General features: G+C 70.3%; 14 protein-coding genes. 3 read left to right on the top strand and 11 right to left on the bottom strand.

Going from position 1 to position 13,796, the window contains the following annotated elements; all coding sequences use genetic code 11:
• Positions 1-111: 111 nt before the first annotated feature.
• Complete coding sequence (locus ACRXBZ_RS25280) at positions 112-1,521, top strand: zinc-dependent metalloprotease (RefSeq protein WP_433881205.1); 1,410 nt, start codon at positions 112-114, stop codon at positions 1,519-1,521.
• A gap of 189 nt (positions 1,522-1,710) precedes the next feature.
• Here ACRXBZ_RS25280 and ACRXBZ_RS25275 read toward each other — a convergent pair whose 3' ends face one another.
• A complete protein-coding gene (locus ACRXBZ_RS25275) occupies positions 1,711-2,289 on the bottom strand; it encodes a M48 family metallopeptidase (RefSeq protein WP_433881204.1) in 579 nt (192 codons plus the stop codon).
• A 227-nt stretch (positions 2,290-2,516) separates the two neighbouring features.
• Here ACRXBZ_RS25275 and ACRXBZ_RS25270 point away from each other — a divergent pair, with 227 nt between their 5' ends.
• Both ACRXBZ_RS25270 and ACRXBZ_RS25265 read left to right on the top strand, forming a co-directional pair.
• On the top strand, positions 2,517-2,666 hold the full coding sequence (locus ACRXBZ_RS25270) for a DUF5679 domain-containing protein (RefSeq protein WP_010693945.1): 150 nt from the start codon (positions 2,517-2,519) through the stop codon (positions 2,664-2,666).
• A gap of 333 nt (positions 2,667-2,999) precedes the next feature.
• A complete protein-coding gene (locus tag ACRXBZ_RS25265) occupies positions 3,000-4,322 on the top strand; it encodes an ABC1 kinase family protein (protein WP_433881203.1) in 1,323 nt (440 codons plus the stop codon).
• A 269-nt stretch (positions 4,323-4,591) separates the two neighbouring features.
• On the opposite strand, the gene ACRXBZ_RS25260 is transcribed toward ACRXBZ_RS25265, so the two are convergent.
• The 10 genes from ACRXBZ_RS25260 to ACRXBZ_RS25215 all read right to left on the bottom strand — a co-directional run bounded on the left by ACRXBZ_RS25260 (position 4,592) and on the right by ACRXBZ_RS25215 (position 13,749).
• The gene (locus tag ACRXBZ_RS25260) at positions 4,592-5,257 is read right to left on the bottom strand and encodes a class I SAM-dependent methyltransferase (RefSeq protein WP_433881202.1); all 666 of its coding nucleotides are present in this window, start codon (positions 5,255-5,257) and stop codon (positions 4,592-4,594) included.
• Positions 5,220-5,459, bottom strand: a complete 240-nt coding sequence (locus ACRXBZ_RS25255) for a hypothetical protein (protein ID WP_433881201.1) — start codon at positions 5,457-5,459, stop codon at positions 5,220-5,222. Before ACRXBZ_RS25255 ends, ACRXBZ_RS25260 begins: the two co-directional genes overlap by 38 nt.
• A 251-nt stretch (positions 5,460-5,710) precedes the next feature.
• Entirely contained in the window at positions 5,711-5,929 is a 219-nt protein-coding gene (locus ACRXBZ_RS25250; protein ID WP_433881200.1) for a hypothetical protein, read from the bottom strand.
• Positions 5,926-6,312 carry a WhiB family transcriptional regulator gene (locus ACRXBZ_RS25245; protein WP_433881199.1) on the bottom strand — a complete coding sequence of 129 codons (387 nt, stop codon included), beginning with the start codon at positions 6,310-6,312 and terminating at the stop codon, positions 5,926-5,928. The genes ACRXBZ_RS25250 and ACRXBZ_RS25245 overlap by 4 nt, the downstream gene beginning before the upstream one ends.
• Before the next feature lie 123 nt (positions 6,313-6,435).
• Positions 6,436-6,648 carry a hypothetical protein gene (locus ACRXBZ_RS25240; protein ID WP_433881198.1) on the bottom strand — a complete coding sequence of 71 codons (213 nt, stop codon included), beginning with the start codon at positions 6,646-6,648 and terminating at the stop codon, positions 6,436-6,438.
• Positions 6,649-6,795: 147 nt separating this feature from the next.
• Positions 6,796-8,883, bottom strand: a complete 2,088-nt coding sequence (locus ACRXBZ_RS25235; RefSeq protein WP_433881197.1) for an ATP-dependent DNA helicase UvrD2 — start codon at positions 8,881-8,883, stop codon at positions 6,796-6,798.
• Between the two features lie 268 nt (positions 8,884-9,151).
• A complete protein-coding gene (gene nudC, locus ACRXBZ_RS25230) occupies positions 9,152-10,078 on the bottom strand; it encodes an NAD(+) diphosphatase (protein ID WP_210435598.1) in 927 nt (308 codons plus the stop codon).
• A gap of 25 nt (positions 10,079-10,103) precedes the next feature.
• Positions 10,104-11,471 (bottom strand): M16 family metallopeptidase, encoded by a 1,368-nt coding sequence (locus ACRXBZ_RS25225; RefSeq protein WP_433881196.1) that lies wholly within the window; start codon positions 11,469-11,471, stop codon positions 10,104-10,106.
• Positions 11,468-12,796, bottom strand: a complete 1,329-nt coding sequence (locus tag ACRXBZ_RS25220; protein WP_433881195.1) for a M16 family metallopeptidase — start codon at positions 12,794-12,796, stop codon at positions 11,468-11,470. Before ACRXBZ_RS25220 ends, ACRXBZ_RS25225 begins: the two co-directional genes overlap by 4 nt.
• Before the next feature lie 134 nt (positions 12,797-12,930).
• A complete protein-coding gene (locus ACRXBZ_RS25215) occupies positions 12,931-13,749 on the bottom strand; it encodes an ESX secretion-associated protein EspG (RefSeq protein ID WP_433881194.1) in 819 nt (272 codons plus the stop codon).
• Between the last annotated feature and the right edge of the window lie 47 nt (positions 13,750-13,796).

The following is a 13,796-nucleotide window of genomic DNA, read 5'->3' as shown; positions in this document are numbered from 1 at the left end:
CCCCGCACGCCGCATCGCGCCAGCATGCCACCCGTGAACCTTTTAGGTGTTCGCGGCGAGCGAGCTTCGGACACCTTCTGTGAGGCGGCGCTTGCCGCGTACGGTGGAACTATGACCAACTTGCCGTTCGGGTTCAGCTCGCAGGACCCCGACGATCCTGACAAGGGCGACTCGTCGCAAGGCCGCTCTGAGGGCGGCGCCGGAAACCCCGGAGACCTCCCCGGTTTCGGTTTCGGCGGCATGCCCGGACCGGGCGGCATGCCGAACTTCGACATCGGCCAGCTCGGCCAGATGCTGACCCAACTCGGCCAGGCGCTCAGCCACTCCGGCAGCGGTGGCTCCGGCCCGGTGAACTACGAGCTCGCCAAGCAACTCGCGGTGCAGCAACTGCACAACAACCAGCGCACCGAGCGCCCCAGCCAGGACCAGGTGAAGGCGAGCGAGGACGCGGTCCGGCTAGCCGAGCTGTGGCTGGACGCCACCACCTCGCTGCCCGCCGGAGTCCGCTCGGTGCAGACCTGGTCGTCGGTGGACTGGGTGGAGAAGACCCTGCCCACCTGGCAGCGGCTGTGCGACCCGGTCGCGCAGCGGATGTCCAGCGCCTGGCTGGAGGCGCTGCCCGAGGAGGCGAAGCAGGCCGCCGGCCCGCTGCTGTCGATGCTCGGGCAGATGGGCGGAATGACCTTCGGCTCGCAGCTGGGCAACGGCTTGGCCCAACTCGGCGGCGAGGTGCTGACGTCCACCGACGTCGGCCTGCCGCTGGGCCCCGCCGGTACCGCCGCCCTGCTGCCCGCCAACATCGGGCGCTTCATCGAGGGCCTGGACCGGCCGATCAGCGAGGCGACCGTGTTCCTCGCCGCCCGCGAGGCCGCGCACCACCGCCTGTTCAGCCACGTCCCGTGGCTCGGCCAGCGGCTGCTGGCGACCGTGGAGGAGTACTCCCGCGGCATCCACATCGACACCTCGGCGCTGGAGGACCTGGCCGGGAAGATCGATCCGGCCAACCCGAGCTCGATGGAGGAGCTGATGGGCTCCGGTGTCCTCGAGCCGAAGACCACCCCCGAGCAGCAGGCCGCGTTGAACCGGCTGGAGACGTTGCTGGCGCTGGTCGAGGGCTGGGTCGACGTGGTCGTCGCGGACGCCGTCGGCGAGCGGCTGCCGGGCGCCGGCGCGCTGGGCGAGACCGTCCGGCGGCGGCGGGCCAGCGGCGGACCGGCGGAGCAGACCTTCGCCACGCTCATCGGCCTGGAACTGCGGCCCCGCCGGATGCGGGACGCCGCGAACCTGTGGCGGCTGATGACGGAGCGGCACGGCATCGACAGCCGGGACCGGGTCTGGGACCACCCCGACCTGCTGCCGGACAGCTCGGACCTGGACGAGCCGCTGGACTTCGCCGACCGCTGGGGCGCGGGTTCGGCAGACCTGGACGACCCGATCGCCGCGATCCGCCGCGCCGAGGCGGACGAGGCGGCGAAGTCCGACGACGGGGGCGACGACTCGTCGAAGCGCGACGGGAGCTGAGCCCCGGCACCCTGCGAGCGGATGGGCACCTCCGGAAGTCCGGAGGTGCCCCTGTCCTGCACAGATCGGCTCGGCTTCGGCTCGGCTTCGGCTCGGCTAGCGGTGCAGGGTGGCAGAACCTCAGGCGGCGCCTCACGGCTGACCCCACCCGCGGTGAAGCCGCGTGACGTGCCGAAGCTGCGCGGGCTCTCAGCAGCCCACCGGCGCTTCGGCGTCGTCGTCCGCGTCGTCGTCCGCGTCGTTGTCCAGGCCGATGCCGAGCTGGGCGGCCGCCGAGAGGCCTTCGAGGTAGCCGATGGCCCGTTCGGTCTTCGGGTACCGGCGCACCCACTTCCAGAAGTCGGCGCCGTGGCCAGGCACTAGCAGGTGCGCCAGCTCGTGCACGAGCACGTAATCGAGCACCCATCCAGGTACATCTCGGAGGCGCTGACTCACCCGAATGGTGGCATCGCTGGGCGTGCAGGAAGCCCACCTCGTGCGCATCGGTGGCACCCACCGGACACCCTGCGGTTGCGCCCGGCCGTCGAGGTACTTCGCGGACAGCTCGCCGCACCGCTCGAACAGCGCCTCGTCGGATTCCCGCGCGGGCGAGCGCCGACGCGTCTCACTGCGCTGCAGGCGGCTGAGCATGTCCGCCACCCAGCGCTTTTCCTCCGCTCGGCTCATCCGCGCCGGAAGCAGCACCACGATCTTGTCGCCGTCGCGATACGCGCTCACCGTCTGCCGGCGGCGCTTGCTGCGGCGCACCTCGACCTGGGGTTCAGCCACGGGAGTGGACCTTAGCGAGTGGCCCCGACAAACGGTTCCCCCTGTGAGCCGATCCTCAGCATCTACGCATCGTAAACGCCCCGAGGGATTACTCCGTTAAGTCGAACATGCGATGCTCTTAATGCATGCATGTCGAATGATCCACATGTACCGTTCCCCCAGCCGCCCGGAGGAGGGCCGCAGACGACCCAGCGACGACGCTGGGTCACGAGAGAAGGAGGGGAGCCGTGGCCGAGACGTACAACGGCTACTGCGTGAAGTGCCGGGAGAAGCGCGACTTTTCCGGTGAGGTCTCGGAGACCAACGGTCGCCGGATGGCCAAGGGCACCTGCCCGGTCTGCGGCACCAAGATGACCCGCATCCTCGGTAAGGCGTGACCGGGCACGGGTGGGCCGCCGCGAGGCCGCCCACCCGCCCGTACCGCCGACGCGCTTCGCCCCAGCGTTCGACACGCACCGGCCACGCGCCGGGACGTTGAAGGGATACACGTGTGTTCAGTGCGGATCGGCGGTTCCAAGGCTCGAAGTGCTGGCTCGCTCCCTCTTGTTCGGTGGAACGACGACTGCGCCCGGTGGCGCAACATGGCGTCCAACGCGTCGATCACGGTCCAAGGCGCCGCAGGAAACCTCTAGCATGTGACTGGGCTTCTCGATTTCGAATGAGTCTTCGGACATCGAGAGGGTTTTCCTGCGCGCACCAAAGGAGAATTCGTGGCCGACATCCCCCGCCGGGCAGCACACCGCACCGCGAAACTCGCCAGTCTGCCGCTCGGTGTCGCAGGCCGCCTGGCCGCTGGTTGGGGGAAACGGCTTACCGGGCAGAACCCCGCGGAGATCAGCGCCGACTTGTCGGCGAAGACCGCGGAGCAGTTGTTCGCGGTCCTGGGCCAGCTCAAGGGTGGCGCGATGAAGTTCGGCCAGGCCCTGAGCGTGTTCGAGGCGGCCGTGCCGGACGAGATGGCCGGCCCGTACCGCGAGGCGCTGACCAAGCTGCAGTCGGCGGCCCCGCCGATGCCCGCCAGCAGCGTGCACCGGGTGCTTGACGAGCAGCTCGGGCGCGCGTGGCGGAAGCGCTTCGCCGAGTTCGACGACACCCCGGCAGCGGCCGCGAGCATCGGGCAGGTGCACCGCGCGACCTGGCATGACGGACGCGAGGTCGCCGTCAAGGTGCAGTACCCCGGCGCGGACGAGGCGTTGCGCTCCGATCTGCGCCAGCTGATGCGCTTCTCCCGGCTCTTCCAGTCCTTGGCACCAGGCGCCGAGGTCAAGCCGCTGCTGGCGGAGCTGCAGGACCGCATGGTCGAGGAACTCGACTACCGCACCGAGGCCGACAACCAGCGGGCGTTCGCCAGGGTGTTCCACGGCGATGACGACGTCCGGGTGCCGGCCGTGGTCGCCAGCGCCCCGAAGGTGGTCGTCACGGAGTGGGTGACGGGCAAGCCGTACGCGCGGATCATCGCCGACGGCGATCGCGCGGAACGCGATGCGGCGGGTCGGCTGCTCGCCGAGTTCCACTACTCCGCGCCAGCCCGGGTGGGCCTGCTGCACGCCGACCCACATCCCGGCAACTTCATGCTGCTGCCGGACGGCAAGCTCGGCGTGATCGACTTCGGCGCGGTCTCCCGGCTGCCCGACGGCCTGCCCGCGACGTTCGGCCGCATGATCCGGCTCGCGCTGGAGGACAGGCCCGCGGAGCTGCTGGACCTGCTGCGAGCGGAGCGGTTCGTGCAGGGCGACCGGGAAATCCAGGCCGAGGACGTGCTGGCCTACCTGGCGCCGTTCGTGGACCCGGCCCGGACGCCGACGTTCCACTTCACCCGGCGCTGGTTACAGCGCCAGGCGGAGCGGGTCGGCGACCTGCGCAGCCCGGACTTCCGGACCGGGCGCTCGCTGAACCTGCCGCCGGATTACCTGCTGATCCACCGGGTCACGCTCGGCGCGACCGGAATCCTCTGCCAGCTCGACGCGGAGGTCGGGGCCCGCGACATCATCGCCCGTTGGCAGCCGGGCTTCAGCGACCGACCCCGGCGGTGAATCTTCCGAAGTGAAATTGCGGCCACTGGTCGGCCTCAGTCCTAAGCGCCTGTCGGCGAATGCCGTCCGCGCCTTGGAAGCGGCGTAGCCGCTTGCATTCACCTTGCCGAGACGACCATCGGCGGGTTCTGAGCGGTTTCCTGGCGAGGACGGCCCCTCCGCCGCGTATTGGACGGACATACATCAGGAGGGGCACCCGCAGTCCAGGGAACCGCTCAGGTTCCGCTAAGCGACCACCCACCCAGACCATTCACCAACAGGCGCTAAATCTAAGGTCGGGTGCCGAGGTGGACCGTGTTGGCCGTGAGGTAGTACACGTCGTCGCGGTTCCCGGCGTAGTGCTCGCCCGACTCGTCGAGCAGCTGGTCGAGCGCAGCCAGATCCGCCGCTCCGACGCGGTTCTCGGCGTCCCGGCGGAGGAACTGCAACCGGCGCAGCACAGCCTGGCGGGCGGCTCCGGAGACCGGAGCCGGACGGTCCACGAGGTAGCTCCACGACCGCACCTCGGCCAGGCCGACCTCGGACAGGGCCTTCCCCCACCCGATCGGCAGCCGGACCGAGCCGGTCATCTCCGCCCGCATCTGCCGGAACCAGTCCTCGCGACCGGCGATCAACCGGGCCTCCAGACCCGGCTCGCCGAGGCCGACGTCCGGCGGCAGCACCCTCGTTTCGAGCCCGAACTCGACGACCGCCAGCCGCCCGCCCGGGCGCACCAGCTTCGCCAGGCGGCGCAGCCCGGCCAGCTGGTCGGGCAGGTGGTGCACGACGAAAGCCGCGAAGACCAGGTCGGCTTGGACCGGAGCACCGGCCCGTTCGAGGGCTTCGACCAGCGAGTCCTCGCCGGCGTCCGCCTGGACGGCATGGACCGCCACCCGGTCGGAAACCCGCTTGACGCGGTCACCGGCCGCCGCGAGCAGCTGCGGTGCCGTGTCCACGACGGTCAGCTCGCCGCCCGAGTCCGCCAGCGCCGCCGCGAACGCCGCCCGCCCCGGCACCGACCTCGATCAAGGTGCGATCGGTCGGGCGCAGCAACTGGGCGACGAGTCCGGCGATCTCCGGCGCGTTCAGCTCGTCGCCGTCGCGGAGTCGCTGCAGGTGCTCGTCCCAGTCGATGTTGTCATGCGAATGTCCGGCCACGGGGCATCACGATACGGTCAATGCCCCGGCAGGTGCTTGGAGTTTTCAAGGTGCGCGAACCGTCGAGCACGCAGCGAGGTTCGTTCGGCGGAGCGGACTCCCAGCCGCCGCCACGACCGTGGGGTTCCCGACCGGTGTGCCGGCCGGGAACCGTCCGAATGAGACGGCGACTGGAAATCCGTTTCGGTGCGGGATTTTTCAGCGTCGCGCGACTACCTTCGCCCGCCGAGCCGATCCCGGCTTCGGCGGGCTCAAGAACATCGGGCTGCGCGTTCCGCGCGCCGACCGGCGTAATCGGCGAGCCAACGCCACCAGCGGCCGGCGGATATCTGCCGCGCCAGCCGTTGTCGGTGCGCTTCCTCCATCAGCTCGTTACTTCGTATCCGGGACAAGTCCTCGGGCATCAACATTCGTACCTCGTCCTTCATCCGGGTGTCGGTGATGGGTTCGGGAATTCGGTCGTAGGTCATGCCGCCTGCTCCTGACGCCGTCGCTCGGCCGCGGCGGCGGCCGGTGCCTCGGTCGGCAGCGGGTGCTTGCGTGGGCGGCCGCGGGGGCGCTTGCGGGCGACCACCGCGCCCCGCTCGAAGATCTCGCCGCCCCAGACCCCCCACGGCTCGCCGCGCGACAGCGCACCGGCCAGGCATTCGGTCTTGATCGGGCAGTCGGCGCACAGCGACTTGGCCTGGTCCAGCTCCCGCGGGTTCTCGGCGAACCACAGGTCCGGGTCCTGACGGCAGGGCAGGTGGCTGTCCAGCGCCGTCGCGGGGCTGTCGAAGAGGCCGGCCACGGTGTCCCCGTCCGGCAGCAAGCCCTCGCCCGCGCTTGCTATCGGCACACTCGCGGTCAACATGAAACTTCCTCCTGTAGTCGGTCGGCAGCAGTTTGTGGTTGTGGATGGCGGAAAACCAGGAACAACAAGAAGGCCGCGGACCCGATGCGGGGTCCGCGGCCTTCGAGAAGCCTGGGGAGATTCCTAGATCAGTGGATCAAGGAATCGCCAAAAAGCGGACCGCCGTGGGTCGACCACGGTCAGCGGCAGCGCGCGGAACCAACGCGGGTTGAGCTTTCGGCCATAGCCGGCATCGTGTTCGGCAACAGCTGGGAACGGCGCGAAAGTGACGCGGAACAGCGCGATTGCCCCGACCATGAGGCGGCTCGGGGTGCTCGACATCAGAATCGTGGACACCAAGGCCACCTCCCTTCGGTCTTCAGGCCGGGGTTTCTTCCAACCACGGCTCGCGCTCTTGCAGGTTATTGGCACACCCGTGCCGGTCGCAACGTATTTTTCGAAGAAACCGCTCGATCGTCTGAAAAACCTGCGTCACCAGGCATTTCAGGGCGTGTCGCGGCGCTCACCCTGGATCAGCGCGAGCACGTCGGAGCCGAACTTCTGCAACTTCGACGCCCCGATCCCGGAGATACCCACCAGTGCGGTCTCGTCCAACGGCCGCTGCTCCGCGATCGCGGTCAGCGTCGCGTCGGTGAACACCACGTAAGCGGGGACCTTCAGCTGCCGGGCGCGTTCGCTGCGCCACGCCTTCAGCTGCGACAGCAGGTCTTCGTCCACATCGGACGGACAGTCGGCGCAGCGGCCGAGCTTGATGTCCATCGTGCCCGCCAGCGTGGCGTTGCAAATGCGGCAACGCGGCTTCGCGGACTTCGCCGGTCGCGACAGCAGCTCGCGCTGCTTGACCTTGTTGGGCAGCGCCGCCGGGTGCTCGTCCGGCACCAGGCTGTACAGGAAGCGGCTGCGTCGCCGGTAACGGCGCCCACCCGCGCGCGCCAGCGCCCACGACAGGTAGAGGTGCTCGCGGGCGCGGGTGACCCCGACGTAGAGCAGGCGGCGTTCCTCCTCGACGCCGGCGTCGGTGTCGGCGTGCTGGATGGGCAACGTGCCTTCGACCAGCCCCACCAGGAAAACCGCGTCCCACTCGAGGCCCTTGGCGGCGTGCAGCGAGGCGAGGGTGACGCCTTCGACGGTCGGCGGGTGCTGGGACTCGGCTCGCGCGTCCAGCTCCGCGACGTAGCGGGACAGGCCCGCGTCGGGCACCGTCGTGGCGAGCTCCTCCGCGAGCTCCACAAGCGCGATCAACAACTCCCACCGCTCGCGCGCGGCACCACCGGCAGGCGGCTCGTCGGTCAGCCCGACCTCGCGCAGCACCGAGCGGACCGTCGCGGGCAGGTCCTCCGCTTCGGCGCCGTGCGCGACTGCGGCGCGCAGCGTGACCATGGCCTGCCGCACCTCGGGGCGCGCGAAGAACCGCTCACCACCACGCACCTGGTAGGGGATCTCGGCGTCGGAGAGCGCCTTCTCGTAGACCTCCGACTGCGCGTTGACCCGGAACAGCACCGCGATCTCCGACAACGCAACACCCCGCTTGGCCAGCTGCGCGATCTTGCGGGCGATCGCCTCGGCCTCGTCGGTCTCGTCGTCGTACTCGGCGAAATCCGGGCGCGGCCCGTCCGGGCGCTGCCCGACCAGCTTCAGCCGCGTGCCGGCCGGCCGCTCCCGCGCGGCACCGATGACCTGGTTGGCCAGGCCCACCACCTGCGGTGTGGACCGGTAGTCCCGCTCCAGGCGCACCACGGTCGCTTCCGGGTACTTGCGCGGGAAGCCGATCAACCACTTCGGCGAGGCACCCGCGAACGAGTAGATCGTCTGGTTCGCGTCGCCCACCACCGTGAGGTCGTCGCGGTTGCCCACCCAGGAGTCGAGCACCCGCTGCTGCAGCGGGTTGACGTCCTGGTACTCGTCCACGACGAACGACCGGTACCGGCTGCGGAACTCCTCGGTGATCTCCGGCTGGTCCTCCAGGATCGCCACGATGTGCAGCAGCAGGTCGTCGAAGTCCAGCACCTGCGCCCGGTTCTTCAGCTGCTCGTAGGCCGCGAACGCCTTGCTGAGCTGCTCCGGCAGCACCGGCACGTCCCGCCCGGCGGCGGCCGCGGCGGCCGGGTACTGCTCGGGGCCGACCAGCGACGACTTGGCCCATTCGATCTCGCCGGCCAGGTCGCGGACGTCCTCCCGCTCGGTGGACAGGCCGAGCTTGTTCGCGGCCTGCATGACCAGCCGGAACTTGTTGTCCGTCAGCTGCCACATCTGGGTCTCGTGCACCCGCGGCCAGAAGTAGCGCAGCTGCCGGAAGGCCGCCGCGTGGAAGGTCTGCGCCTGCACCCCCGCCGCGCCGAGCGCGCGCAACCGGGTGCGCATCTCCCCCGCCGCCCGGGCCGTGAAGGTCACCGCCAGCACCTGGTTCGGGGCGACGAGCCCGCGCTGCACGAGGAAGGCGATGCGATGGGTGATCGTGCGGGTCTTGCCGGTGCCCGCACCCGCCAGCACGCACACGGGGCCGCGTGGTGCGATGACCGCCTGCCGCTGCTCCGGATCCAACCCTTCCAGAAGTCGCGGCTGCTCGGTCATGCCCGGCATCTTCGCAGACCGCCTCCCCCGACCGGGGGCACACCCCAGCACCCTGTGCCGCGTGTCGGAGGCCTCCAACGAGTGATTCGCACTCGTTCACCCGGGTGGCGGTCAATTTCTCGCGAAATTGACACCCCCCGGGTGATCACGACATTCGAGCGATGATCGGGCTGCGGGTGCCCGAAACCGCGGCATAGAAATCCTCACCGCCGTGCCCGGATGCCGTCGGAGGGCTGGCCGGGGAGGCGCCCCGACCAGCCCTTCCGCGTCAGTCGTTCCAGGTGGCCCAGCCCTTGATCATGCGGTAGGCGATGGACACCCCGGGCGGGAGCCGCAGGCCGTCGACCGCTGCGCCCGCCGACTCCAGGGCCGCCCGAACCGTGTCGCGGTGTACCCAGCGGGCGTCCTCGATCTCGCCGTCGGCCGGCGTAAGCGGCGCGGACCGGTCCGCGATCGCGGCGAAGCCCAGCATCAGCGACCGCGGGAACGGCCACGGCTGGCTGCCGAGGTAGCGGACGTCCGAGACCGCGACACCCACCTCCTCTGCGATTTCGCGCGAGACGCAGGCTTCCAGCGACTCGCCGGCCTCGACGAACCCGGCCAGCACCGAGTACCGCTCCGGCGGCCAGATCGGCTGGCGGGCCAGCAGCACATGGTCCGCACCGTCGTGCACCAGGCAGATCACGGCCGGATCGGTGCGCGGGTACTCCTCGCGGTCGCAACCCGTGCAACGCCGCGCCCAACCGGCGCGGACCCGCGTGGTCGCCGCCCCGCACACCGCGCAGTAGCGGGCGCTGTCGTGCCAGCCGAGGAGGCCGACCGCGGTGGTGAACAACCCGGCGTCGGTGTCGTTGAGCAGACCACCGCCGGCGCGCAGGTCCCGCCAGTCGTCCTGGGAACCGTCGTGCTCGCTGCGCAGCGCCCAGTAGCTGATCTCACCCTCAGCGCCGAGCAGCACCGCATTCGGGGCCGGACGTTCGCCGAAGTCGCTCGCGGGGTGCACCACCAGCCGCGAATCCGGGCCGATCCGGGTGCGTCCCTTGGCGTCCACCAGCACGACCCGACCGGTCGACCACAGCTCCGCCCCGCCGTCCGGGGTCTCCCGCAGCGTCTCCCGGCGATCCACAGTGGACCTGGACAGCAGGGGCGCGGAGTCCAGCTGGAAACCCGCCCCGGCGACCACGTCGGAAATCATTTGCCCGCCTCACCGTCCAACCACGTCATGGCAACACCACACCCCCGAGCAGTCGAAGCTGGTCGGCGAGCTTATCCGCGTCGCCGACGACAACGCCGGTGAACGCGGTCGGGGTGAAGCGCCGCGCCGCCTCGCCCACCTGCTCGACCGTGATCGCCCGCAACCGCTCGGGGTGCGCGAGCAGCCAGTCCTGCCCCAGGCCCGCCGCGGCCAGCGCGACGAGCGTGGACGCCATCCCGGACTGCGAAGCGGTCGAGGTGAGCAGGCTCCCGATGGCGTACTGCCGGGCCGACTCGACCTCCGATTCGGTCGGTGGCACCAGCGCCAGCCTGGCCAGCTCGTACCGGGTCTCCAGCAACGCGGCCGCGGTTACCTCACTGGCGGTGTCGGCGTCGACGAGGACCGTGCCGTTGCCCCGGGTGAACTCGAACGACGAGTGCGCGCCGTAGGTGTAGCCCTTGTCCTCGCGGATGTTCTCCACCAGCCGTGAGGAGAAGTAGCCGCCGAAGACCAGGTTCGCGATCTGCAGAGCCGGGTACTGCGGGTCGGTGCGCGGCAACGCCTGGGCTGAGAACCGCAGCTGCGACTGCACCGCGCCGGCCCGGTGCACCAGCCGGACGTCGCCGCCGCGAACCGCCGGCAGCGACGGGAGTTCGCGCGCGGTGTCCTCGGACTGCCAGCCCGCCAGGTTGCGCTCGACGGCAGCCACCGCCTGGTCCGGGTCGATGTCGCCGACCAGCGCCAGCACCGAGCCCCGTGGCAGCACTGCTTCGCGGTGCAGCGTGCGGACCTCCTCGACGCTGACCTCGGCGACGTCCTCGGCCTGCGGCACCTCGCGGACGAACGGGTGGTCGCCGTAGCGGTGCCGCTGCAGCTCCTCCCGCGCGATCACCCGCGGCTGCGAGCGCGCGACGGTGATCCGCTCGACCAGCCGGGCGCGCTCCCCCTCGACCTCCGCATCGCGGTACACCGCGCCGGTCAGCGCATCCGCGAGCACGTCGAGCAGGGTGTCCAAGCCGGTGGCCAGCGCGTCGCCGGTGATGCTGAGCCGCTCCGGATCGACGGTCGCGTGCAGGTCGCCGCCCACCGCTGCCAGATCCGTGTCCACCTGCACGCGGTTGCGGCGCTCGGTGCCGGTCAACAGCGCCTCGGCCAGCAGCTCGGCGCGGGCCGGGTGCTTCTGTTCCGCACCGGCGAACGGAATCCGCAGCCGCAGCTCGACCATCGGGACCACGCCGTGCCGGACGGCGATCACCCGCAGCCCGTTGTCCAGCACGGTGTCCACGGCGGCCGGTGCGCGGCCGATGCGGGGCTCGCCGAGCGGCGGCAGCGGCCGCGGGCCGAGCTCGGTGCGGCCGATCTCCTCGGCACTCCGGTGCGTTGCGCGGGTCATGCCGCACCTCCTGTCGCGTTCTCGTCGCCTGCGGGTTCGATCTCCAGCACCGCGCGCGCATCGGGCCGCAGCGCCTTCGCCGCCGACGCGACAGCCTCCGCGCTGACCTTGCCGATCAGCTTCGGCAGCTCGGAGATCAGCTCGGCGCGACCGTGCAGCAGCTCGGCGCTGCCCAGGTCGAGGGTCCGCGTGACCACCCGGTCGTGCTCCCGGTACAGGCTGGCGGCCCAGCGTGCCGTGACGCGGGCCAACTCGTCCGCGCTCGGGCCATCGGTGGCCAGCTTCTCCAGCTCCTCGTCGATCGCGCCGACCACCCGGTCGAGCTCGACCTCCGGGGTGTGGATGGCGGTGACGGTGAACGTATCCGGGTCGCGGGCGTCCAGCGGGGCTCCCATCAGGCCGCAGCCGGCGTGCACGTCCACCACGAGAGTGTCCTGGTAGACCAGGCGCTGCTGCAGGCGGGAGGCATCGCCGTCGGACAAGATCGCCGCGAGAACCACGTTCGCCAGGTAGGCATCGAGTTCGGAGACCGGGTCGGGCAGGCGGTGCCCCAGCGCGACGGCTGGCAGTGGCGCGTGCGGGTCGGCGTGCTTGCCGCGCAGCTCGCCGGCGGGGAACGGCTCTGCGAAGGACGGCCGCGGCGGGAGGTCGCGCGCCGGCACGTCGCCGAAGTGCTTGTTGACCAGGTCGATGGTCTGCTCGACGTCGATGTCACCGACGATGGTCAGCACCGCGTTGCCCGGCGCGTAGAAGGTGTCGAAGAACGCGGCACAGTCGTCGACGGTCGCCTGTTCCAGGTCGGTGAAGTCGCCGTAGCCGTTGTGCGCGTTGGCGAAGGTCGAGTAGAGCACCGGCGGCAGCAGGATCCACGGGAACCCGCCGTAGGGGCGGTTGAGGACGTTGAGGCGGATCTCCTCCTTCACCACGTCCACCTGGTTGCGCAGGTTCTCCTCGGTGATCTTCGGCGCCCGCATCCGGTCCGCTTCGAGGAACAACGCCCGCTCCAGCGCCGCCGACGGCAGCACCTGGTAGTAGTCGGTGTAGTCCTGGTGCGTCGAACCGTTGAACGTGCCACCGGAGCCCTGCACGTGCCGGAAGTGCGCGAGTTTCTCCAGGCTCTCGCTGCCTTGGAACATCAAATGCTCGAAGAGGTGCGCGAAACCGGTGCGCCCCTCCGGTTCCGAGCGAAAGCCCACGTCGTAGTGCACGCTGACACCGACCACAGGGGCCTGCCCTGACGATGCTCGGCCCGCTGCCGAGTCCGGTGCCAACACCACGCGCAGCCCATTGGGCAAGGTAACGCGATGCAGCTGGGGTTCGACCATGCCATGCAGCCTACGTGCGGACTGTCAAGCCGTGCGTGCCCCCTTCGCCACTCTTCGTCGTTTCGTGATGACCCGGCGTAGGTGGCGAATTTCCTCCGCGCAGCATCCAGCGGCGGTAGAGCGTTCGGGCGCGGTCAGCGGACCTGGGCGATGAGGGATTCGATCTCGGCGCCGATCGTGCGCGCGTCGGCCGGCAGGATCGCGAAGACCTGCTCGCCGGAGCTGCCGCGCTCGACCCGGTTCAGGTAGCGGCCGTCCGGCTCGTTGTCGAACCAGGACACCACCTGGGAACGCTTCCGGCGGCCGTACTGGTCGCGGGTGCTCGCCGACATCTGGCCGATGCGCGCGTGCGGCGCCTTCCCGATCGCTTCGTAGAGCGCGACCTGCAGGTCGCCGCTGCTGCCGCGGCTCGGGGTGGCCGACTGCATCACGCTCATCTGGTCGTAGTCGTCCAGCTGCGGCTGCCGCACCAGCGAACTCTGCGGGACGCGCACCGGCCCCTGGCCGCCCGGCTTGGTGGGTGGCAACGTGGCCAGCAGGACCTGCGGCAGCGGGGCGTTCTCGTGGACCTCGACGGTCAGCATGCCGCCGCGCTGCGGATCCTCGCTCGGTGTCTGCACGCCGAGCACGACCCGGTTGCCTTCGGTGAACACCGCGAGCGCCCGCCAGCAGTGATCGGACCCGACCTGCGGGAACCACAGCGAGTCGACCCACAGGTACGGGTTGGCCAGCGTCTTGAGCGCGGTGACCAGCGGCGGCGCGACCTCGTCATTGATCACGGCTCCGGCGGCGTCCATCCGGTCCAGCTCACCGATCGCGATCTGGCTGAACTGATCGGCGGTGTACCCAAAAGAACGGCTGCTCAACGGCAAGGTCAAACCGTCGATCTTCAGGTACTTGAGCACGATGTCCAAGTGCACCGGCTGAAGCTGCCACCGCCCCAACACGCCCACTGTTGTTTCTCCCCTTGTGAGTTCGCCCGCTGCAAGCGTGACCGACC

This window comes from Saccharopolyspora hattusasensis (assembly GCF_050972075.1).
GTDB lineage: Bacteria > Actinomycetota > Actinomycetes > Mycobacteriales > Pseudonocardiaceae > Saccharopolyspora > Saccharopolyspora hattusasensis.
Note: the sequence above shows the minus strand (reverse complement) of the source record. Positions and strands in the feature narration are given on the sequence as shown.